Genomic DNA, 21,085 nt, shown 5'->3' with positions numbered 1-21,085 from the left:
GTCGCTACCCTGGGTGTGCGCACCTTTGCGGTGCAACCCCCTTCCCGACGGTCCGTGCGGCCGTCGTGCAACGAGAGAACGTGAGGACGCATGCACGCCATCGGGGTCGACATCGGCGGCACGAAGATCGCTGTGGGAGTCGTCGACGAGGACGGCAACATCCTCGCCCAGGTACGGCGGGAGACCGACGCCGACGACGTCGCGAACATCGACGAGGCGATCGCCGACGCCTGCAACGAGCTCGTCAAGGAGCACGAGGTGGGCGCGATCGGGCTCGCCGCGGCGGGCTTCGTCAGCCCGGACCGGACGTCGGTGAACTTCGCCCCGAACATCGCCTGGCGCGAGTACCCGCTGGCCGCGAAGGTCGGTGCGCTCGTGGACGCCGACGTGCCGATCGTGGTCGAGAACGACGCGAACGCCGCCGGCTGGGCCGAGTTCCGGTTCGGGGCCGGCCGGGACGCCACCGACATGCTGATGCTGACCGTGGGCACCGGCCTGGGCGGCGCCGTCATCTCCGAGCGGGAGCTGGTGCGCGGCAAGTGGGGCATGGCCGCCGAGGTGGGCCACATGCGGGTGGTGCCCGAGGGGCACTACTGCGGCTGCGGGCACGAGGGCTGCTGGGAGCAGTACGCCTCGGGCAGCGCGCTGGAGCGCGACGCCCAGCACGCCGCCGTCGCGCGCGTGGACCAAGCGGCCCGCCTGCTCGAGCTGTCCGGCGGCGACCCGGCGAAGATCCGCGGCAAGATGGTGACCGAGGCGGCCCAGGAGGGCGACCCGCTCGCCGTCGAGCTGCTCGCCACGCTCGGCCGCTGGATCGGCGAGGGCTCGGCCTCCGTCGCGGCCCTGCTCGACCCGGAGCTCATCGTGATCGGCGGCGGCGTCGGCGCTGCGGGCGACCTGCTGCTCGGCCCGGTGCGCCGGGGCTTCGAGGCGCAGCTCTCCGCGATGGGTCACCGCCCGGTGGCGCAGATCGAGCTCGCCGAGCACGGCAACGAGGCGGGCATCGTGGGCGCGGCGGACCTGGCCCGCCGCTGAGCCCCACCCGGCACGCGCCGACGCTCAGGTCACCCCGGGTGACCTGAGCGTCCGCGTCTCAGACCACTGCGCCCGGGCCGTCGTCGTCCGGGTCGCGCTGGTGCGGCATACGCCAGACGAGCACACCCAGGCCGGCCACGAACAGGCTGAGGCCGATCTGCCCGACCAGCGGCGGGATGTCCAGCGCGGGCACCGCCGCGGACAGGATCATGCCGATCACGGCCAGCACCGGGACACCCACGACGAAGCTCCACGCCATGGTGAGCAGCGGGTCCCGGGACAGCAGCGGCGGCGGCTCCGGCGGCGTGAAGTGCGACTCCTCCTCCTCGAGCGCCTCCGCCTCGGGCGACAGCGGCCAGTCGCGCGGACCGCTGGGCGGGTTCGCGCCCGTACCGCCCGGTGCAGCCGGACCCTGGTCGCCCGAGCGCCCGCCACCGGTCCAGTCGCCGGCCGCCCAGCCGCCGTCGGTCCAGCCGGCAACGTCGCCCGCACCGCCCGGCCGCCCGCTGCCGGGCCGGCCGCCGCTCGGCCGCCCAGGGTCTCCCCCGATGTCGGCCCGAGCGTCGCCGACGGACTCCCCCTCGTCACCCGGCCGCGAAGTCTGAGAAGATTCGGCGGTCTTCCCCGGTCCGGCGGCCTCGCCGTCGGACCGGGACACGTCGATGTCGCCGAGCGTGGCGACGATGTCTGCCCAGCGCGAGGCCACGTCGTCGTCGCCCAGCTCCCGGGGGGTGTCGCCGGGCACGTCGTCGTCGCGGTCGTCGGTGTTCGATGCGGCCATGCGCACACTCTATTGTCGTCAGGGGGCCCGCGGGGTCGGGTCGTGAGGAGGAATCTTGTTCTACTGGGTGATGCGGAACCTGTTGGTGGGCCCGCTGCTGCGCCTCGCCTACCAGCCGTGGGTCATCGGGGCGCGGAACGTGCCGCGCACCGGCGCCGCGATCATGGCCAGCAACCACCTGGCGGTGATCGACTCGTTCATCCTGCCGCTCCTGATCCCGCGCCGGGTGACCTTCCTCGGCAAGTCCGACTACTTCACGGGCAAGGGCCTCAAGGGCAGGATCGTCGCCTGGTTCATGACCGGGATCGGCGTCATCCCCGTGGACCGCTCGGGCGGGGCCGCCAGCGAGGCGGCGCTGCGCACCGGCCTGCGGGTGCTGCGCGAGGGCAAGCTGTTCGGCATCTACCCCGAGGGCACCCGCAGCCCCGACGGCCGCCTCTACAAGGCCAAGACCGGTGTGGCCCGGATGGCGCTCGAGTCGGGCGCACCGGTGATTCCCGTGGCGATGGTCGACACCGACGTGGCGCAGCCGGTGGGCCGCACGCTGCCGACGTTCATGCCGCTGGGCGCCGTGATCGGCGAGCCCCTCGACTTCAGCCGGTACAAGGGCATGGAGACGGACAAGTTCGTGCTGCGTGCCGTCGCCGACGAGATCGAGTACGCGATCCTCGCCCTGTCCGGCCAGGAGTACGTCGACGCCTACGCGGCCAGCGCCAAGGAGCGTGCGGCGCGAGGCGAGCCGCCGACCCCCAGCTCCGAGGAGGGCCCCGGCGGGCTGCCCCTGCCGGAGGTCGAGAAGCCGCGCCGGCCCGGGCGGCGCTGAGCCGGCTGACGGCGCCGGCCGTCCCCTGCCGTCGTCGGCCGGTCCCTGCCGTCGTCGACCGGTCCCTGCCGTCGTCGACCGGTCCCTGCAGGAGCGACACGTGCTCCCGCAGGTAGGTTGCAGACAGTAGACAAGATCTACTGTCTGCAACCCCTCCCCGCGGGGCACATCGCCCCGCCTCACCTGCCCGGTCGCCGGCCCACTCCCTGACGCCCGTCGGCACGGCCGCTGGGGACGAGCGGTGTCACGCGCGCCCCGCCGGCGGTGCCGTGGAGGCCCGCTGCACCAGGCTGGTCGCGAGCTCGGTGCGCAGCGTGTGCCCGCTGGCGGTACGGGCCCGGTGCACGAGGTCGACGGCGGTGGCGCCCATCTCGGAGAGCGGCTGGCGCACGGTGGTCAGCGGCGGGTCGATCCAGGGCGCGACGGGCAGGTCGTCGAAACCGACCAGCGAGACGTCGCGGGGCACGGCCAGACCCGCCTCGCGCAGGGCCCGCAGCGCCCCGAGCGCGGTGTCGTCGCTGCTGGCGAAGATCGCGGTGGGCGGGTCGTCCAGCCGGAGGAGCCGCTGCGCGCCCTCGTAGCCCGAGGTGACGCCGTAAGCGCCCACGTGCACCAGGTCGTCGTCCACGACGAGACCTGCCCGGATCATGGCGGCGCGGTAGCCCGCGAGCCGCGCGATCGCGTTGTCCTGCTCCAGCGCACCCGTGATGGTGGCGATCCGCGTGTGGCCGAGGGCCAGCAGGTGCCCCGTCGCCTCCAGGCCGCCCTGGAAGTTGGTCGCGCCGACGCTGAGCATGCCCTCGGGCGGCCGCTGCCGCGGGTCGACGACGACGAGCGGCGTCCCGGTGTCGGCCAGCGCGCGCCGCGCCTCGGCGTCGGGCACGGCCACGATGCTGACCAGGCCGTCCGTGCCGCGCTCCAGCGCGTGCCGCACCCACGAGCTGCAGTCGTCAGGATCCGGCTCGACGGCCAGGACGACGTCCAGCCCGAGCCGGCGGGCGCCCGCGACGGCACCTCGCACCACGGCCTCGGACCAGGTGCCCTCGAAGTCGACGATGCGCACGTCGATCATGCCGGTGGGCTTGGCCGCCGGCGGGCGGACCTCGTAGCCGTGCCGTTCCAGCACCGCGGTCACCTTCGCGCGGGTCGAGCCGGCGACGTCGGGCCGGGTGTTGAGGACCTTGGAGACCGTCGGGACCGAGACGCCCGCCTCGGCCGCCACGACGGCGAGCGGGGTGCGGGGCTGTTCCGTTGCCATGGGTCCTCCGACATTCTGCGAGCCACGTTTCCGAAATCAGGATCGTAGCGGATCCGCCGGAGCATCCGGCCACGAACCCAGGCAACAGGCCAGGACTGGAACGGGCACCCCGTTGACATGCCCGCACGGCACGTCTACTCTCCCGGCGTCTTTCCGAGATAGATCTTCGAAATTTCGAAGACGGCAGTCGCGGATCAACAAAGGAGTGATCGTGAACAGGACACCTCGCCTCGCCGCAGCGGCGACGGCGTCGACCCTCACGCTGGCCCTCGCCCTGACCGGGTGCGGGCGCAGCGACGAGGCCGGCACCACGACGGACGGCTCGACGGCCCTCACGGACGGCCCCGCGACGGGCACCGTCGAGGTCTGGGCCATGGGCACCGAGGGCGAGCTGCTGCCCGAGCTCGCCGAGCAGTTCGAGGCCGACAACCCCGACGTGACGGTCAACGTGACGCCGGTGCCGTGGGAGTCGTCGACCGAGAAGATCAACACCGCCATCGCGACCGGCGAGGTGCCCGACGTCATGCAGGTCGGCACCACCCTGGTGAGCGGTTTCGTCGGGCTGGACGGCCTCGCCCCCACGCCCGAGGAGATCGACTCCGAGGCGTTCTTCCCGGGCGCCTGGGACACCACGGTGGTCGACGGCACCTCCTACGGCGTGCCCTGGTACGTCGAGTCACGCGTGCTGTACTACCGCACCGACCTCGCCGAGGAGTCCGGCGTCGTGGCGCCCGAGGACTGGGCGGGCCTCACCGACTTCGCGGCCGGCCTGCAGGACGCCGGGGCCGACCACGGCATCGCGCTGCAGACCCGCGGCAACTCCACGGCCCTGATGTACCTGCCGTTCTACTGGCAGGCGGGCGGCGAGATCATGGACGACGCCGGCGAGTTCACGCTCGACAACGACGCGCAGGTCAAGGCGCTGGAGTACTACTCCTCGTTCATGCGTGACGGGCTCGCCCCGCCGGTGCTCGTCGAGGACGAGAAGGTGCAGAACTTCATCGACGGCAAGCTCGGGTCCTTCGTGTCGGGCCCCTGGGAGCGCGCCAACCTGCTGACCACGGCGGGCGACGACTTCGCCGACAGGTTCGGCGTGGTGCCGCTGCCGGCCGACGAGGAGACGGCCTCCTTCATCGGCGGCTCCAACCTCGCCGTCCTGGCGGACGCCGCCAACCCCGACGCAGCGTGGAAGTTCGTGCAGTTCGCCACCGACCCGGCCGTGCAGGTGGACTGGTTCGAGATCTCCAGCGACCTGCCCGCCGTCCAGGCCGCCTGGGAGGACCCGGCCCTGGCCGACGACGACGCCGTGGCCGTCTACGAGGACGTGCTGACCACCGCGCGCTCGACCCCGGCGATCCCGACCTGGGCCGAGATCGAGCACGAGCTCGACCTCATCATCGAGCAGGTCATCGCCGGTGACGTCACGCCCGAGGACGCGGCCACGCAGATGCAGGACGCCGCGACCGCCATCGGGACGGGTCTGGACTGACCGTGGCCGTCTCCGCACGCCGCCGCCGCACGGGCCTCGCCGCCTGGGGCTTCGCGCTCCCGTTCACCGTGCTGTTCGCGGTGTTCCTGCTGGTCCCGGTCGCGTCCTCGCTCTACATGGCGTTCACCGACATGCGCGGGGCCGACCTGCGCAGCCCGTGGGCCGTCAACTTCGTCGGGTTCGACAACTTCGTCGAGGCGCTCACGGACCCGAAGTTCCAGCAGGCCGCCGGCAACACGCTCTACTTCGTCGGGGTGGCCATGCCGCTCACCCTCGCGATCGCGCTGCTGCTCGCGGTGCTGCTGAACTCGGGCCTGGTGTGGTTCCGGTCGGTGTTCCGCGTGGGCTTCTACGCCCCCGTGGTGACGTCGATCGTCGCGGTGGCGGTCGTGTGGCGGTTCCTGCTGCAGCCCGACTTCGGTCTGGTGAACTCCGCGCTCGGCGTGGTCGGGATCGACGGCCCACGGTGGCTCACCGACGAGGCCTGGGCCATGCCGTCGCTCATCGTGATGGCCACCTGGCGCAACGTCGGGTACTCGATGGTGATCCTGCTCGCCGGCCTCCAGGGCATCCCCCGGGACGTGTACGAGGCCTCGGCGATCGACGGCGCCGGGCCGGTCCGCCAGTTCTGGTCCGTCACGGTGCCTCTGCTGCGGCCCACGCTGCTGTTCTGCGCGGTCATCACCGGCATCGGGTACCTGCAGTTCTTCGAGGAACCGTTCGTGATGACGCAGGGCGGACCCCTGGGCGCCACCAACTCGGTGGCGTACGAGATCTTCAACCAGTTCGGGTTCGGCAACTACGGCCTGTCCGCGGCCATGAGCTACGTGCTCTTCGTCGCGATCGTGATCCTGTCCTACCTCCAGTTCCGCCTGCTCAGGACGGAGAAGTGATGGCCGCCTCGACCCGGCCCCGCCGGCTGACCCCGCGCGCGATCCTGCTCAACGTGGCGCTCCTGGTGGGCCTCACCGCCTCCATCGGCCCGCTGGTGTGGATGGTCGTGTCCTCCGTCAAGCCGGAGGGCGAGATCCGGCAGTTCCCGCCCACGCTCGTCCCCGAGCAGCCGACGTGGTCCAACTACACCGAGCTGTTCGCCTCGCTGAGCTTCCCGCGCTACTTCGTCAACTCGGTGGTCGTGGCCCTGGTCGTGACGATCGGGTCGGTGCTGTTCAGCGCCATGGTCGGGTACGCGCTGGCCAAGCTCGACTTCCCCGGCAAGCGGACGCTGTTCGCCCTGGTGATGGGGACGCTCATGGTGCCGGGGATGGTCACGTTCGTGCCGCTGTTCGTGCTGGTGGCCAACCTGGACCTCGTCAACACGTACGCGGCCCTGATCCTGCCGTTCCTGGCGGCGCCGTTCGGGGTGTTCCTCATGCGGCAGTTCATGCTCGACATCCCGGACGAGCTGCTCGACGCCGCGCGTGTCGACGGCGCGGGCGAGTTCCGCACGTTCTTCCGCATCGTGCTGCCGCAGGCGCGGCCGGCGCTGGCGACGCTCGGCATCCTCACGTTCCTCGGGTCCTGGAACAACTTCCTGTGGCCGCTCGTGGCCGTGCAGTCCGCCGACAGGTACACGCTGCCCGTGGCGCTGGCCCTGTACTCGACCGGCCAGAACACCGTGCAGTACGGCCTGCTGGTCGCGGGCGCCACCGTCATCGTGCTGCCCATCCTCGTCGTCTTCCTCGTCCTGCAGCGGCACATCGTGCAGGGCATCTCCACCACCGGCCTGAAGTAGGAGTTCTTCCGTGACCGAACAGATCACGCTGCCCACCGCCCCCGGCTTCCTGTGGGGCGCGTCCACCGCCGCCCACCAGATCGAGGGCGGCAACGTCAACAGCGACTGGTGGGCCAAGGAGCACGTCGCCGGGACGCTGTGCGCGGAGAGCTCGGGCGACGCCGTCGACAGCTACCACCGCTACCCCGAGGACATCGCCCTGCTGGCGGACGCAGGGCTGAACGCGTACCGGTTCTCGGTCGAGTGGGCACGCATCGAGCCCGCCGAGGGCGAGATCTCCCGGGCGCAGCTCGCGCACTACCGGCGCATGATCGACGCCTGCCTGGCGGCGGGCGTCACACCGGTGGTCACGCTGCTGCACTTCACGCTCCCCCGCTGGTTCGCGGAGCGCGGCGGGTGGTTCGCGGCCGACGCCGTCGATGCGTACGCCCGCTACGTCGAGACCGTCACCTCGATCCTCGCCGACGTGCGGCACGTGGTCACGATCAACGAGCCCAACATCACCTCGATGATGCTCGGCGCGAGCCGGCGCACCAACCTGGACGCCGCGGGCCTGGCGGCTCCCGACGAGGCCGCCTCCGAGATCCAGGCGACCGCCCACCGGCGCGCCGTCGACATCCTGCACGGGCTGGGGCACGTGCAGGCCGGGTGGACCGTCGCGAACCAGGTCTTCCAGGCGGCGCCCGGCGCCGAGGCCGCCCGGGACGCCTACGCCTACCCGCGCGAGGACTTCTTCCTGGAGGTCGCGCGCGACGACGACTTCGTGGGCGTGCAGAGCTACCTGCGCACCATCATCGGGGCCGACGGCGAGCCCGTCCCCTTCGGCGACGACGTCGAGAAGACGCTGACCGGCTGGGAGTACTACCCGCAGGCACTGGGCGAGGCGCTGGAGTACACGCACAAGATCACGGGCGGCGTGCCGATGATCGTCACCGAGAACGGCATGGCCACGGCCGACGACTCCCGGCGCATCGACTACACCCGGGGCGCGCTGGGCGGCATGGCCCGCGCGATGGCCGCCGGCTGCCGTGTCGAGGGCTACCTGCACTGGTCGCTGCTGGACAACTACGAGTGGATGAGCGGCTTCGCCCCGACGTTCGGGCTGATCGCCGTCGACCGCACCACGTTCGAGCGCACGCCCAAGCCCAGCCTCGCGTGGCTCGGCACGGTCGCCCGGACGGGCGAGCTGCCCGCCTGACGCCCGGACGCACCACCTGTCACGACTACGACGACGTAGAGGAGACACACCATGAGAAGACACCGGACCGCGGTCGCGGCGGCTGCCGTCGCCGCGCTCGCACTGACGGCGGTGCCCGCGAGCGCCGTCGACCGGATGGCGCCGGCAGCGAGCGCCGCCGTCGGCCTGGGGCAGGACGCGCCCCGGACGGACGGCACCGGCTCGGAGCGACGTGAGCTCCGTACCTGGGCCGCCGACACCTGGCGCTCGTTCGAGGCCATGGTCGACGAGGAGACGGGCCTGCCCGACGACAACATCGGTGGGGACCTGGACCCGGCCACCCGGGGCGGGTACACGTCGCCGACCAACATCGGCGCGTACCTGTGGAGCACGGTCGTGGCCCGGGACCTGGGGCTGATCGGGTCCCGTGAGGCGCACCGCCGTCTGGCCACCACGCTGGACACGGTCGCGGGGCTGGAGAAGCACGAGCCCAGCGGCATGTTCTACAACTGGTACGACCCGGCCACGGGCGCCAAGCTCCTGACGTTCCCCACGAGCGGCGACCCGGTCAAGCCGTTCCTGTCGAGCGTGGACAACGGCTGGCTCGCGACAGGTCTGCTCCTGACAGCGCGCGCCGAGCCGTCCCTGGCCCGTGCGGCGGACGCCGTCCGCGAGGAGATGGACTTCGGCTGCTACTACGACCCGGCGCAGAACCAGATCCGGGGCGGGTTCTGGGACACGGACCCGCAGGAGACCGCGCCCGTGCCGGGTGACTACTGCGGCATGGGCACGGACGTCTGGTACACGGGCCACCACTACGGCGCGTTCAACACGGAGCCGCGCATCGCGTCGTACCTGGGCATCGCCGAGGGGCAGATCCCGGCGGAGCACTACTTCGGCACGTACCGCACGTTCCCCGACACGTGCGACTGGTCGTGGACCGAGACGCGGCCGGTCGGGCAGTGGGCCGAGCACCTGGGGGTGCCGGTCTTCGAGGGCGCGCTGCCGTACCGGGGCATGCGGGTGGTCCCGACCTGGGGCGGCAGCATGTTCGAGGCGCTCATGGTGCCGCTGTTCGTGCCCGAGGAGACGTGGGGACCGCGGTCGTGGGGCCGCAACCACCCGCTGTACGTGCGCGGGCAGATCGAGCACGGTATGCAGGAGGCCGACTACGGGTACTGGGGCTTCTCGCCGTCCAACGACCCGGCCGGCGGGTACCGCGAGTACGGCGTGGACCAGCTCGGGCTGGACGGGCCGGGCTACACCTCGGACCAGGAGCGCACGACGTTCGACCAGCCGTACGAGGGCTGCCGCGAGGGCTCGCCGGCGCCGACGGAGTACGGCGACGGCGTGGTGACGCCGCACGCGTCGTTCCTCGCGCTGCGCTACGCGCACGGTGACGCGATGGCCAACCTGCGCAACATCGCCGCGGACTTCGACGCGTACGGCCCGGGCGGCTTCTACGACGCCGTGGCCGTGCGCAGCGGCCAGGTCTCCCAGCGCTACCTCTCGCTGGACCAGGGCATGATCATGGCCGCGCTCGGCAACGAGCTGGCCGACGACGCCGTCCGGCGCTACGTCTCCCGTGGCGACCTGGAGCGCGAGGTGCGACCGCTGATGGCCATGGAGACCTTCGCCGTCGGCCGCGACTGAACCCGCCCGCCGTGTCAGGCGCACGGGTCGCTCCGGTGACCTGTGCGTCTGGCACGCTGGATCTCCGCACCATCTACGAAGGGGTAGTTCCTTGGCCTCCGTCGACCTCGCGTCCCGCCTGGGGCGCACCGTGCTGTACCAGATCTACCCGCAGTCCTTCGCGGACGGCAACGGCGACGGGATCGGCGACCTCGCCGGCATCGCCGAGCGTCTGGACTACCTCGCGTGGCTCGGGGTGGACGCGATCTGGCTCAGCCCGTGCTTCGTCTCGCCGTTCGCCGACGCGGGGTACGACGTCGCCGACTTCATGACCGTGGCACCGCGCTACGGCACCAACGAGGACCTGGCCCGGCTGACCGAGGAGGCCGGACGGCGCGGCATCTCCGTGCTGCTCGACCTCGTGGCCGGCCACACCTCGGACCAGCACCCGTGGTTCCGCGCGTCGGCCGACGACCCGGACGACCACCGGTTCGTGTGGAGCGACGTGCCCGCCGAGGGCTTCCAGCCCGGTCCGGGGGAGCGGGGCGGGTACTACAAGCCCAACTTCTTCCCCGTGCAGCCAGCGCTCAACTTCGGGTACGCCCGCACGGACCCCGCCGAGCCGTGGCGGCAGCCCGTCGACGCCCCGGGCCCGCTCGCCAACCGGGCCGCGCTGCGCGAGATCATGGCGCACTGGTTCGGCCTCGGCGTCGCGGGGTTCCGCGTGGACATGGCGGCGTCCCTCGTCAAGGACGACCCCGGCCACGTCGAGACCGGGAAGCTGTGGCACGAGATGCGCACCTGGCTGGACCGCGAATGGCCCGGCCGCGTGATCATCAGCGAGTGGGGCGACCCGCGGGTCGCCGTCCCCGCGGGCTTCCACGCCGACTTCTTCCTCCAGTTCGGCGGGGACGACGACGGCCTGCCCCTGCGCTCGCTGTGGAACAACGGCGCGGGCACGGTGAGCGAGTCCTGGGGCGAGCTCGCCCCGTGGGCCGGCGCGGACGGGGCAGGTGACGCCGCCACGTTCGTCACGGCCTGGCAGGCCGCCACCGACGCCATCGCGGCGACGGGCCGTGGCGGCGTGGTGGGCCTGCCGACGTCGAACCACGACTTCACGCGGTTGGTGGCGGGCCCGCGCGACGCCGAGCAGGCCCGCGTGGCACACGTGCTCACGATGACCTGGCCCGCCCTGCCGTCGGTCTACTACGGCGACGAGATCGGCATGCGGTACGTGCCGGGCACACCCACGCTGGAGGGGTCGCGGCTCGGCCCGGCCTACGACCGGGCCGGCTCGCGCACCCCGATGCAGTGGGGCGATCTGCCCGCGGACCCCTACGGCCCGGGCAGGCCCGCGGACTCGACGTACCTGCCGGAGGATCCCGACCCGGAGCGTCCCACGGTCGCCGCCCAGGTGGACGACGCCGGCTCGCTGCTGCGCCTGGTCCGTGACCTCATCGCGCTGCGCCACGACGACCCGCGCCTGGACGCGGCGGCGCCCGTCGAGGTGCTGGCCACCGGGTACCCCTTCGCGTACGTGCGCGGCGGCACGCTCGCCGTGCTGCTCAACCCGGGGAGTGCGGCGGTGCGGTTCCCGCTGGCCGGTGCCGCCGGCGGACGGCAGGTGCTCGCCCGGGGGTTCCGGGCGGAGGCGGACGACGGTGGAGCGGAGGTCGTGCACCTCGACGGCCACGGCTACGCCGTCCTCGACCTCGCGGTCGTGTAGCGCCCGACGCCACCTGGTACGCGCACCGGCCCGGTGCGCGTACCGGGTTAGCCTTGGCCCCGTGGAACTGATCCGGAAGGGCAAGGTTCGCGAGGTCTACGCGGACGGCGACGATGTGATCCTGGTGGCCTCCGACCGCGTGTCGGTGTACGACGTCGTGCTGCCCACGGCCGTACCCGACAAGGGCGCGATCCTGACCCAGCTCTCGCTGTGGTGGTTCCGGCAGTTCGCCGACCTGGTGCCCAACCACGTGATCAGCGAGGACGTGCCCGAGGAGTGGGCCGGGCGCGCCATCCGCTGCAAGAAGCTGTCGATCGTGCCGGTCGAGTGCATCGCCCGCGGGTACCTCGCGGGCGGCGGCCTGGACTCCTACAACGCCACCGGCACCGTGTCCGGCGTGACGTTCCCCCCGGGCCTGGTCGAGGCCGACCGGCTGCCGGAGCCCGTGTTCACGCCGTCGACCAAGGCGGACGAGGGGCACGACGAGTACATCTCCGTCGAGGAGATCGCCAAGGAGCTGGGCGCCGAGACCACGGACCGGCTCCGCGAGCTCACCCTGGCCATCTACGAGCGCGGCGCCGAGATCGCGCGCGAGCGCGGCGTCATCATCGCCGACACCAAGCTCGAGTTCGGGTTCGACGCCGACGGCGTGCTGACCCTCGCCGACGAGGTGCTCACGCCCGACTCCTCGCGGTTCTGGAAGGCGAACGAGTACGAGCCCGGCCGCGGGCAGTGGTCCTACGACAAGCAGTTCGTGCGCGACTGGTCCTCGACCCTGACCGGCTGGGACCGCACCTACCCCGGCCCGGAGATCCCGGACGACGTCGTCGCCGAGACCCGCGCCCGGTACGTGGAGATCTACGAGCAGCTCACCGGCGACCGCTGGGCCTGACCAGCTGAGTGCCGGCCACCTGCCGGTCCACGATCGGATCTTCAACAGGTAGCCGGCACTCGACAACGGCACGGCTCGAACAGACGTGTCAGTGTCTGCCGATAGCCTCTGGCCCGTGAGCACCACCGCATCCGCATACCAGGCGACGTTCGAGGAGCTCGGCACGCCGCTGCAGGAGGTGACCTTCGTCGTCGTGGACCTGGAGACCACGGGGACGAACGCCAAAGAGGGCGGCATCACCGAGATCGGCGCGGTCAAGGTGCGCGGCGGCGAGGTGCTGGGCGAGTTCCAGTCGCTGGTGAACCCGGGCCAGCCGGTCCCGGCGTTCGTGGCGCGGCTGACCGGCATCACCAACGCCATGGTCGCCACGGCACCCGACATCGCGCTGGTGCTCCCGAGCTTCCTGGAGTTCGCGCGCAACACCGTGCTGGTGGCCCACAACGCCCCGTTCGACATCGGCTTCCTCAAGGCGATGTGCTCGCGGCTGGACTACCCGTGGCCGGGGTTCACGGTGGTCGACACCGTGCCCCTGGCCCGGCGCCTGGTCACACGCGACGAGGCGCCCAACCACAAGCTCTCCACCCTGGCGAACCTCTTCCACGCCACCGTCTCCCCCGACCACCGCGCCCTGGCGGACGCGCGCGCGACCGTCGACGTGCTGCACGCCCTCTTCGAACGGCTGGCGCCGATGGGCGTCACGCACCTGGAGGACCTCGCCACCGCCGCGGACCCCGTGCCGCCCGAGGTGCGCCGCAAGCGCCACCTCGCCGACGACCTGCCCGAGGCGCCGGGTGTCTACCTGTTCCGCGGGCCGGGCGACGAGGTGCTGTACGTGGGCACGTCGGTGAACATCCGCAAGCGGGTGCGCTCGTACTTCACCGCGGCCGAGAAGCGACGGCGGATCACCGAGATGGTCCGCATCGCCGAGCGGGTCACGCCGGTCGCGTGCGCCACCCCGCTGGAGGCCCAGGTGCGCGAGCTGCGGCTGATCACCGAGCACGCCCCCCGCTACAACCGGCGCTCCAAGTTCCCGGAACGGCACTCGTGGGTGCGGCTGACCGACGAGGCCTATCCGCGCCTGTCGGTCGTGGCCGGCGTGGTGGCCGGGGCGGCGCACATCGGCCCGTTCGGGTCACGGCGTACCGCCCAGGAGGCGGTGCACGCCCTGCACGACGCCCTGAACCTGCGCCAGTGCACGGCCCGCATCCCGCTGGTCTCCCGCACGCCCGGCAGCCCGTGCGCCCTGGCCGGCATGGGCCGCTGCTCCGCACCGTGCGTCGCCACCGAGGCCCCTGACGCCTCCTACGCCGACGTCGCCGACGCCGCCCGCGCGGCCCTCACCGGCGACCCGGCTCCCGTGGTGCGGGAGCTGTCGGACCGGATCGCCGCGCTCGCGCACCAGGAACGGTACGAGGAGGCCGGCGAGGTCACGCGGCGGCTGCGCGCCTTCGTGTCGGGCGCGCACCGCGCGCAGCGGCTGGACCCGCTGGCCCGGTGCGCCGAGCTCGTGGCGGCCCGTCCGTCCGGGATCGGCGACGCCCCCGGGCGCCCGGGCGGCTGGGAGATCGTCGTGATCAAGCACGGGCGGCTGGCGGCCACCGACGTCTCCGCACCGGGCGCCGACCCGTTGCCTCTGGTGACAGCGCTGCGTACCACCGCCGAGCACGTGGAACCGCCCGTCGCACCGGCACCGGCCGCGCATCCCGAGGAGACCGACCTGCTGCTCGCGTGGCTCGACTCCCCCGGCGTGCGCCTGGTGCACGTCAGCGACACCTGGGCCTGCCCCGTGCGCGCCGCGGGCGCGCACGCCGACCTGACATGGGCGTCCGACCGGGTCCGCACGGAGATCGACACCACGCACCCGGCCACCGAGCACGACGACGACGGCGCGCGCCCGGCGCCCGGGAACGGACGCCAGATGGATACGATGACGGCATGCTGACCGCGATCGTCCTCATCGACGCCGAGACGTCCCGCATCCCCGAGGTCGCGCAGGAGGTCGCGAACATCGACGGAGTGAGCGAGGTCTTCTCCGTGACCGGCAAGACCGACCTCGTCGCGATCGTGCGCGTGCCCGAGCACGAGCAGCTCGCGGGCGTGGTGTCCGACAGCGTGAACAAGGTGCCCGGCGTGCAGAACACCGAGACGCTCATCGCGTTCCGGGCGTACTCGAAGGCGGACCTGGAGCAGGCCTTCGCCCTGGGTCTCGACGACTGAACCACGACTGAACCGGCGAACCCCGGCCGCCCCTCACTCCCCCTTGCCGGCAGGCGCCCCGCTCCCCGCCGGTGCCGCGGGCTCGATCGCGGCGTGCCTGCCGTGCCCGTGCCCGTGCGCTGCGGCCACTTCCGCCGGGGTGACGGGCTCCACGCGGTCCTCGTAGAAGAACCGGGACACCCGCTGCCACCGCCGGTCCGACCGGTAGCCCTTGCGCCGCACGCCCCGCGAGTCGGTGAGAGGCGCGATCTCCAGCGGGGCGGGCGAGTCGTAGTTGACCCGCAGCCACCGCTCCTGCTCGTCGAGCGGGGCGTGCACCTCGACGTACTCACCGTTCGCGAACCGCACGATGCGGCCCGACTCGTGGCCGTGCAGCACCAGCTCGCGGTCCTTGCGCTGCAGGCCCAGGCACACCCGTTTGGTCACCCAGAACGCGAGCACCGGCCCGACGAAGAGCAGCACGCGCAGCACCCAGGTGATCGCGAAGATGGACAGCGAGAAGTGGGTCGCGATCAGGTCGTTCGTCGCGGCCAGCGCACAGACCATGAACGCGACGAACAGGGCCACGCCCGTGGCCGTCCGCACCGGCCGGTTGCGCGGCCGGTCCAGCACGTGGTGCTCGCCCCGGTCGCCCGTGACCCGGGCCTCGAGGAACGGCCACCCGAACAGCAGCGTGAACAGGATGCCCGGCACCACGATGGCAGGGATCAGCAGGTTCATGCTGAGCGTGTACCCGCCGATGACCCACTCCCAGCCCGGGCCCGGCATGAGCCGTAGCGCGCCGTCGACGAACAGGATGTACCAGTCCGGCTGCGTGCCCGCCGAGACCGGGGACGGGTCGTAGGGGCCGTAGTTCCAGACGTTGTTGATCGCCATGGTGGCGCCCATGAGAGTGAGCACGCCCGCGATGATGAAGAAGTTGCCGGTCATCTTGGCCACGTACACCGGCAGTGCGGGATAGCCCACGACGTTCCGGTCGGTGCGCCCGCCACCCGGGTACTGGGTGTGCTTCTGCAGCACCATGATGAACAGGTGCAGCGCGATGAGCGCGATCAGCAGTCCCGGGATCACGAAGATGTGCAGCGTGAACAGCCGCGGGATGATGTGCTCCCCGGGGAACTCACCGCCGAAGACCAGGAACGAGACGAACGAGCCGATCAGCGGGATCGACTTCACCACGCCGTCGATGATGCGCAGGCCGTTGCCGGACAGTACGTCGTCCGGCAGCGAGTAGCCCGAGAAGCCGGCCGCCAGCGCCAGGACGAGCATGGTGGCACCGATGATCCAGTTCACCTCGCGCGGCTTGCGGAACGCGCCGGTGAAGAAGATCCGGAACATGTGCAGCACGATCGAGCCCACGAAGATGAGGGCGGCCCAGTGGTGGATCTGCCGCATCAGCAGACCGCCGCGCACCTCGAACGACATCTCGACCGTGGAGCGGAACGCCGCGGACATGAGCTGGCCGTGCAGGGTGGCCGGGTGCTCGCCCTCGTAGCGCACCAGCGCCATGGACGGCTCGAAGAACATCGTCAGGAAGAACCCGGAGGCGATCAGGACGACGAACGAGAACAGGGCGATCTCGCCCAGCATGAAGGACCAGTGGTCCGGGAAGACCTTCCGCGCGAGCTGGTTGACCAGTGCACCGATGCTCGTGCGCTGGTCCAGGTAGTCGGCCGCCTTGCCGACGCCCGTCATCGGACGCTGCTGCTGTGCCACGTCATCACCCCTGAGGTAGGAGACACGTGCCTGCCCGTACATGCCTCTCCAGTAGACACCTCGTCAGGCACTGCTTTCCACCCAGGACGACGATTCCACCCGCCGGTCCGTGACATGACAGATCCGGCGCGCCCGGTCGGGGGTCCCCGCGGGTGCGCCGGATCTGGTCAGGAGGTCAGGCGGACGGGACGACCAGGCCCGCCGTCTGCGTCTTGGCCCGCGCCAGGCGCTCGGAGACGTTGCTCCACGACACCAGGTTCCACCAGGCCTTGATGTAGTCCGGGCGCACGTTCAGGTAGTCGATGTAGTACGCGTGCTCCCAGCAGTCCAGCATGAGCACCGGGGTGAGCGCGAAGGGGATGTTCCCCTGCTGGTCGAAGAGCTGCACGACGACCAGCTTCTGACCCACCGAGTCCCAGGCCAGGACGGCCCAGCCGGAACCCTGCACACCCGCGGCGACGGCGGTGAAGTGCGCCTTGAACTTCTCGAACGAGCCGAAGTGCTCGTCGATCGCCGCGGCGATGTCACCGGTCGGCTCGCCGCCGGCCTCGGGCGCCATGTTCGTCCAGAAGATCGAGTGGTTGATGTGACCACCGAGGTTGAACGCGAGGTCCTTCTCGATCTTGTTGACGTTTGCCAGGTTGCCCGACTCGCGGGCCTCCTCGAGCTGCTCCAGGGCAGTGTTCGCGCCCTTGACGTACGTCGCGTGGTGCTTGGAGTGGTGCAGCTCCATGATCTTGCCCGAGATGTGCGGCTCGAGCGCGGCGTAGTCGTAGGTCAGGTCAGGGAGCGTGTAGACAGCCATTGCTGAGGTACCTCCAGGATCGGTCCGCGCACCGGACGGAGCGCGGGTCATGCCGCCGTCCTGGCCGTGCGCCGCAGTGGTGCCCGGCGGGACGGCAATGGCCCGTGTCCCCGGCCGCAGACGCGGACCGGGAGACACAGGCCATCGCTTGGTGTCGCAGGTCGCTCAGTGCTCCCGCGAGGAGCTGCCGGCGCCGGCCTCGACGGACGGGCGCTCGGACTCGCCCAGCTCGTCGTGCTCACCGTGCGAGTGCGCGGCCTCCAGCTCGGCGGGCGTGACGGGCTCGACGCGGTCCTCGTAGAAGAACCGGGACAGACCCTGCCACCGCTTGTCGGACGCGTACCCCTTGCGCTTGACGCCACGGGCGTCGGTCTTCGGCTCGATGGTCAGCGGCGCGGGTGCGTCGTAGTTGACGCGCAGCCAGCGCTCCTGCTCGTCGAGCGGGGTGTGCACCTCGATGTACTCGCCGTTGGCGAACCGCACGATGCGGCCCGACTCGTGGCCGTGCAGCACCAGCTCGCGGTCCTTGCGCTGCAGGCCGAGGCAGATGCGCCGGGTGACGTAGTACGCGAACACCGGCCCCGCGAAGAACAGGACCCGGAACACCCAGGTGATCGCGTTGATCGACATCCCGAAGTGCGTCGCGATGAGGTCGTTCGACCCGGCCAGGGCCAGGATGATGAACGCCGTCAGGAACGCGACGCCCAGGCCGGTGCGGGCCGGACGGTTGCGGGGGCGGTCGAGCACGTGGTGCTCACGGTCGTCGCCCGTCACCTTCGCCTCGACGAAGGGGTAGACGAACAGGAACGTGAACAGGATGCCCGGGACGACCACGGCAGGGACCAGGACGTTCAACGGCAGGGTGAACCCGCCGATGACCCACTCCGTGCCTTGTCCCGGCATCAGGCGCAGCGAGCCCTCCAGGAACAGCATGTACCAGTCCGGCTGGGCACCCGCGGACACCGGTGACGGGTCGTACGGGCCGTAGTTCCAGACGTTGTTGATCGCCATGGTGGCGCCCATGAGGGTGAGCACGCCCGCCACGATGAAGAAGTTGCCGGTCATCTTGCCGACGTACACCGGCAGCGCCGGGTAGCCCACGACGTTCTTGTCCGTGCGGCCGCCACCCGGGAACTGGGTGTGCTTCTGCAGCACCATCAGGAACAGGTGCAGCGCGATCAGCGCCAGGAGGATGCCCGGGATCACGAAGATGTGCAGCGTGAACAGGCGCGGCACGATGTGGTGGCCCGGGAACTCCCCGCCGAAGATCAGGTACGACAGGAACGAGCCGACCAGCGGGATCGACTTGACCACGCCGTCCGTGATGCGCAGGCCGTTGCCGGAGAGCACGTCGTCGGGCAGCGAGTAGCCGGTGAAGCCGGCGGCCAGGCCGAGGATCATCAGGAGCAGGCCGACGACCCAGTTGATCTCGCGCGGCTTGCGGAACGCGCCCGTGAAGAACACGCGCATCATGTGCACGACGATCGAGGCCATGAAGATCAGCGCCGACCAGTGGTGGATCTGCCGCATCAGCAGACCGCCGCGCACCTCGAACGACATGTCGAGGGTCGAGGCGAACGCGACCGACATGAGCTCGCCGTGCATGCTTGCCGGGTGCTCACCCTCGTACCGGGTCAGTGCCATCGAGGGCTCGAAGAACATCGTCAGGAAGAACCCCGACGCGATCAGGACGACGAACGAGAACAGCGCGATCTCGCCCAGCATGAAGGACCAGTGGTCCGGGAAGACCTTGCGCGCGAACTCCTTGACGGCCACGCCGATGGAGGTGCGCTGGTCCAGGTAGTCGGCCGCCTTGCCGACCGTCGTCGTCGGCTTGGCCGGTGCCTCGCGCTGGGTGTCGTGGGTCGCGGTGCTCACTTCAGGCGCTCCCAGAAGCTCGGGCCGATGGGCTCGGCGAAGTCGTCCTGCGCCACGAGGTAGCCCTCGTCGTCGACCGTGATCGGCAGCTGCGGCAGCCGGCGGTTGGCCGGGCCGAAGACGACCTTCGCGCTGTCGGCGATGTCGAACGTCGACTGGTGGCACGGGCACAGGAGGTGGTGGGTCTGCTGCTCGTAGAGCGCCACCGGGCACCCCACGTGCGTGCAGATCTTCGAGTAGGCGACGATGCCCTCGTGCGACCAGGTCTCGCCCTCCGGCGACTGGTCGGTCCGGAGGTCCTCCGGGTTGAGGCGGACCATCAGGACCACGGCCTTGGACTTCTCCGTGATCCACTCGTGGGTCTCGCGGAACTCCTCGGTCGTCTCCGGGATCACGTGGAAGACCGAGCCGACGGTGACGTCGGAGGCCTTGATCGGCCGGCCCGACGGGTCGATCGCCAGGCGCGTACCACGGGTCCACATCGTGTGCTTGAACTTCGAGATGTTCCAGTCGCCACCCACGGAGCCGATCAGCGGGACCGCGATCGCCAGCGGGAAGAGGGCCAGGGCACCGAAGAACGCACCCTTGAGCACACCGCGGCGGCCGATGACGCCGGAGTCCGCGAGGCCCTCGTTCATGTCCCGGATGGCCGTCTCGCGCGCCTCGCCCTGCGTGGCGAGCGTGTGACGCTCCTGGACCAGCTCACGGTCGCCCATGAGGGTCTTGGCCCAGTGGATGCCGGCGACGCCGATGCCCAGCAGGGACACCGCGAGGCCGAGGCCGATCAGCAGCGTCGACAGCCGGACGCCCGCCGTCGTGCCGTCCGGCGGCACCATCACGTACGCCACGATCGAGCCGATCGTGCCGAGCACCGAGAGGGTGAACAGCAGGGTGACCGTCCGCTCGGCCCGCTTGGCGGCCCGCGGGTCGGTGTCGGTGAGGCGGTGCTTGTGCTCCGGCACGCCCGGGTCGGGGAACCGGTCGGAGGGCACCACGGCGTTGCCTGCCTGCGGGGTGACCGTCACCTCGTGCGAGGCGTCGGCCGGGGGGTTCTGGTTCTCGCTCACGAGGACTTCGCTCCGATCCACACTGCGGCGCCGATGAGCAGGCCGAGGCCGATCGCGAAGGCCCACAGGCCCTCGGACACCGGACCGAGGGCGCCGAGCGCGTTGCCGCCCGCAGAGCCCTCGCGCTGCTCGACGAGGAACGCGACGATGTCGCGCTTCTCGTCCGGCGTGATGTTCGCGTCGTTGAACACCGGCATCGACTGCGGGCCGGTCTGCATGGCCTGGTAGATGTTCCGCTCCGACGTCTCCCACAGCGCGGGGGCGAACTTGCCCTCCGACAGCGCGCCACCCGCGCCGACGGCGTTGTGGCACATGGCGCAGTTGGTGCGGAACAGGGCCATGCCGTTGGCGGCGTCACCCTGCGTGGCGTCGACCTGGTCGTCCGTGGGGATCGCCGGCCCGGCGCCCAGCGAGGCGACGTACGCCGCCAGGGCCGCGGTCTGCTCCTCGTCGAACTGCGCCGGCTTGGCGCGCGCCTGAGGGCCGTTCATCTGCATCGGCATGCGGCCCGTCGACACCTGGAAGTCGACGGAGGCGGCGCCGACGCCCACCAGGGAGGGCACGCCGTCGGTACCCTCCGCGTTCGCGCCGTGGCAGGTCGCGCAGTTGGCCTGGAACAGCTTCTTACCGGTCTCGATGTCCGCGGTGCTGACGGTCTCGGCCTTGGCCGTGCTCGGAGCCAGGGCGGCGTAGATGCCACCCGTGGTCAGCAGCGCCAGCAGCAGGAGCACGACCGGCGCCAGCCGGTGGTGCCTGCGGGCGGCGAGTGCCTTCACGAAAATGTCCTCGTCTCGCTGAGTGATTGAGCTTCTCTGTCTTGAACCTATGCCACCGCACGGGCCCTGGCGCACGCG

Annotated in this window: 18 protein-coding genes; 11 read left to right on the top strand and 7 right to left on the bottom strand. The window is 71.2% G+C overall.

Annotated features, from left to right (window positions below; translation table 11 throughout):
* Positions 1-90: 90 nt before the first annotated feature.
* The gene (locus ACO229_RS03560) at positions 91-1,035 is read left to right on the top strand and encodes an ROK family glucokinase (RefSeq protein ID WP_397412650.1); all 945 of its coding nucleotides are present in this window, start codon (positions 91-93) and stop codon (positions 1,033-1,035) included.
* Positions 1,036-1,093: 58 nt separating this feature from the next.
* Here the strand turns inward: ACO229_RS03560 and ACO229_RS03555 are convergent, their stop codons facing one another.
* On the bottom strand, positions 1,094-1,816 hold the full coding sequence (locus ACO229_RS03555) for a hypothetical protein (protein ID WP_423463781.1): 723 nt from the start codon (positions 1,814-1,816) through the stop codon (positions 1,094-1,096).
* A gap of 55 nt (positions 1,817-1,871) precedes the next feature.
* Here ACO229_RS03555 and ACO229_RS03550 point away from each other — a divergent pair, with 55 nt between their 5' ends.
* Complete coding sequence (locus ACO229_RS03550; protein WP_397412646.1) at positions 1,872-2,639, top strand: lysophospholipid acyltransferase family protein; 768 nt, start codon at positions 1,872-1,874, stop codon at positions 2,637-2,639.
* 244 nt (positions 2,640-2,883) lie between these two features.
* Here ACO229_RS03550 and ACO229_RS03545 read toward each other — a convergent pair whose 3' ends face one another.
* Complete coding sequence (locus ACO229_RS03545; protein WP_423463780.1) at positions 2,884-3,897, bottom strand: LacI family DNA-binding transcriptional regulator; 1,014 nt, start codon at positions 3,895-3,897, stop codon at positions 2,884-2,886.
* A 211-nt stretch (positions 3,898-4,108) separates the two neighbouring features.
* Between ACO229_RS03545 and ACO229_RS03540 the strand changes: the two genes are divergently transcribed.
* The 9 genes from ACO229_RS03540 (at position 4,109) to ACO229_RS03500 (ending at position 14,765) form a co-directional block, all read left to right on the top strand.
* Positions 4,109-5,386 carry an extracellular solute-binding protein gene (locus tag ACO229_RS03540; protein WP_423463779.1) on the top strand — a complete coding sequence of 426 codons (1,278 nt, stop codon included), beginning with the start codon at positions 4,109-4,111 and terminating at the stop codon, positions 5,384-5,386.
* A gap of 2 nt (positions 5,387-5,388) precedes the next feature.
* Positions 5,389-6,279, top strand: coding sequence for a carbohydrate ABC transporter permease (locus tag ACO229_RS03535; protein ID WP_397412640.1), 891 nt, complete (start codon positions 5,389-5,391; stop codon positions 6,277-6,279).
* On the top strand, positions 6,279-7,121 hold the full coding sequence (locus ACO229_RS03530) for a carbohydrate ABC transporter permease (RefSeq protein WP_423463777.1): 843 nt from the start codon (positions 6,279-6,281) through the stop codon (positions 7,119-7,121). The genes ACO229_RS03535 and ACO229_RS03530 overlap by 1 nt, the downstream gene beginning before the upstream one ends.
* A gap of 10 nt (positions 7,122-7,131) precedes the next feature.
* The gene (locus ACO229_RS03525; protein ID WP_397431999.1) at positions 7,132-8,319 is read left to right on the top strand and encodes a glycoside hydrolase family 1 protein; all 1,188 of its coding nucleotides are present in this window, start codon (positions 7,132-7,134) and stop codon (positions 8,317-8,319) included.
* Between the two features lie 51 nt (positions 8,320-8,370).
* Complete coding sequence (locus tag ACO229_RS03520) at positions 8,371-9,951, top strand: glucoamylase family protein (RefSeq protein ID WP_423463776.1); 1,581 nt, start codon at positions 8,371-8,373, stop codon at positions 9,949-9,951.
* Positions 9,952-10,042: 91 nt separating this feature from the next.
* Positions 10,043-11,656, top strand: coding sequence for an alpha-amylase family glycosyl hydrolase (locus tag ACO229_RS03515; protein ID WP_423463774.1), 1,614 nt, complete (start codon positions 10,043-10,045; stop codon positions 11,654-11,656).
* Between the two features lie 13 nt (positions 11,657-11,669).
* Positions 11,670-12,548 (top strand): phosphoribosylaminoimidazolesuccinocarboxamide synthase, encoded by an 879-nt coding sequence (locus ACO229_RS03510; protein ID WP_423465260.1) that lies wholly within the window; start codon positions 11,670-11,672, stop codon positions 12,546-12,548.
* A gap of 115 nt (positions 12,549-12,663) precedes the next feature.
* Positions 12,664-14,490, top strand: coding sequence for a DEDD exonuclease domain-containing protein (locus tag ACO229_RS03505; protein WP_423463773.1), 1,827 nt, complete (start codon positions 12,664-12,666; stop codon positions 14,488-14,490).
* A complete protein-coding gene (locus ACO229_RS03500; protein ID WP_119143977.1) occupies positions 14,484-14,765 on the top strand; it encodes an Lrp/AsnC family transcriptional regulator in 282 nt (93 codons plus the stop codon). Before ACO229_RS03505 ends, ACO229_RS03500 begins: the two co-directional genes overlap by 7 nt.
* 33 nt (positions 14,766-14,798) lie before the next feature.
* Here the strand turns inward: ACO229_RS03500 and ACO229_RS03495 are convergent, their stop codons facing one another.
* From ACO229_RS03495 to ACO229_RS03475, 5 genes are all read right to left on the bottom strand, one after another.
* A complete protein-coding gene (locus tag ACO229_RS03495; protein WP_423465259.1) occupies positions 14,799-16,460 on the bottom strand; it encodes a cytochrome b in 1,662 nt (553 codons plus the stop codon).
* 196 nt (positions 16,461-16,656) lie between these two features.
* The gene (locus tag ACO229_RS03490; RefSeq protein ID WP_397412624.1) at positions 16,657-17,286 is read right to left on the bottom strand and encodes a superoxide dismutase; all 630 of its coding nucleotides are present in this window, start codon (positions 17,284-17,286) and stop codon (positions 16,657-16,659) included.
* A 165-nt stretch (positions 17,287-17,451) separates the two neighbouring features.
* On the bottom strand, positions 17,452-19,164 hold the full coding sequence (locus ACO229_RS03485) for a cytochrome b (RefSeq protein WP_423463771.1): 1,713 nt from the start codon (positions 19,162-19,164) through the stop codon (positions 17,452-17,454).
* Positions 19,161-20,231 (bottom strand): Rieske 2Fe-2S domain-containing protein, encoded by a 1,071-nt coding sequence (locus tag ACO229_RS03480; protein ID WP_423463770.1) that lies wholly within the window; start codon positions 20,229-20,231, stop codon positions 19,161-19,163. Before ACO229_RS03480 ends, ACO229_RS03485 begins: the two co-directional genes overlap by 4 nt.
* Positions 20,228-21,007, bottom strand: coding sequence for a c-type cytochrome (locus ACO229_RS03475; protein ID WP_397431990.1), 780 nt, complete (start codon positions 21,005-21,007; stop codon positions 20,228-20,230). The genes ACO229_RS03480 and ACO229_RS03475 overlap by 4 nt, the downstream gene beginning before the upstream one ends.
* Positions 21,008-21,085 lie beyond the last annotated feature (78 nt).

It is taken from the genome of Promicromonospora sp. MS192, from assembly GCF_049532985.1.
Lineage (GTDB): Bacteria > Actinomycetota > Actinomycetes > Actinomycetales > Cellulomonadaceae > Promicromonospora.
Note: the sequence above shows the minus strand (reverse complement) of the source record. Positions and strands in the feature narration are given on the sequence as shown.

Excerpts from the sequence above, each read along its gene's own strand:
- ACO229_RS03490 (WP_397412624.1), bottom strand. The coding sequence starts at position 17,286 with ATGGCTGTCTACACGCTCCCTGACCTGACCTACGACTACGCCGCGCTC.
- ACO229_RS03495 (WP_423465259.1), bottom strand. The coding sequence starts at position 16,460 with ATGACGGGCGTCGGCAAGGCGGCCGACTACCTGGACCAGCGCACGAGC.
- ACO229_RS03500 (WP_119143977.1), top strand. The coding sequence starts at position 14,484 with ATGCTGACCGCGATCGTCCTCATCGACGCCGAGACGTCCCGCATCCCC.
- ACO229_RS03530 (WP_423463777.1), top strand. The coding sequence starts at position 6,279 with ATGGCCGCCTCGACCCGGCCCCGCCGGCTGACCCCGCGCGCGATCCTG.
- ACO229_RS03560 (WP_397412650.1), top strand. The coding sequence starts at position 91 with ATGCACGCCATCGGGGTCGACATCGGCGGCACGAAGATCGCTGTGGGA.
- ACO229_RS03555 (WP_423463781.1), bottom strand. The coding sequence starts at position 1,816 with ATGGCCGCATCGAACACCGACGACCGCGACGACGACGTGCCCGGCGAC.
- ACO229_RS03520 (WP_423463776.1), top strand. The coding sequence starts at position 8,371 with ATGAGAAGACACCGGACCGCGGTCGCGGCGGCTGCCGTCGCCGCGCTC.
- ACO229_RS03545 (WP_423463780.1), bottom strand. The coding sequence starts at position 3,897 with ATGGCAACGGAACAGCCCCGCACCCCGCTCGCCGTCGTGGCGGCCGAG.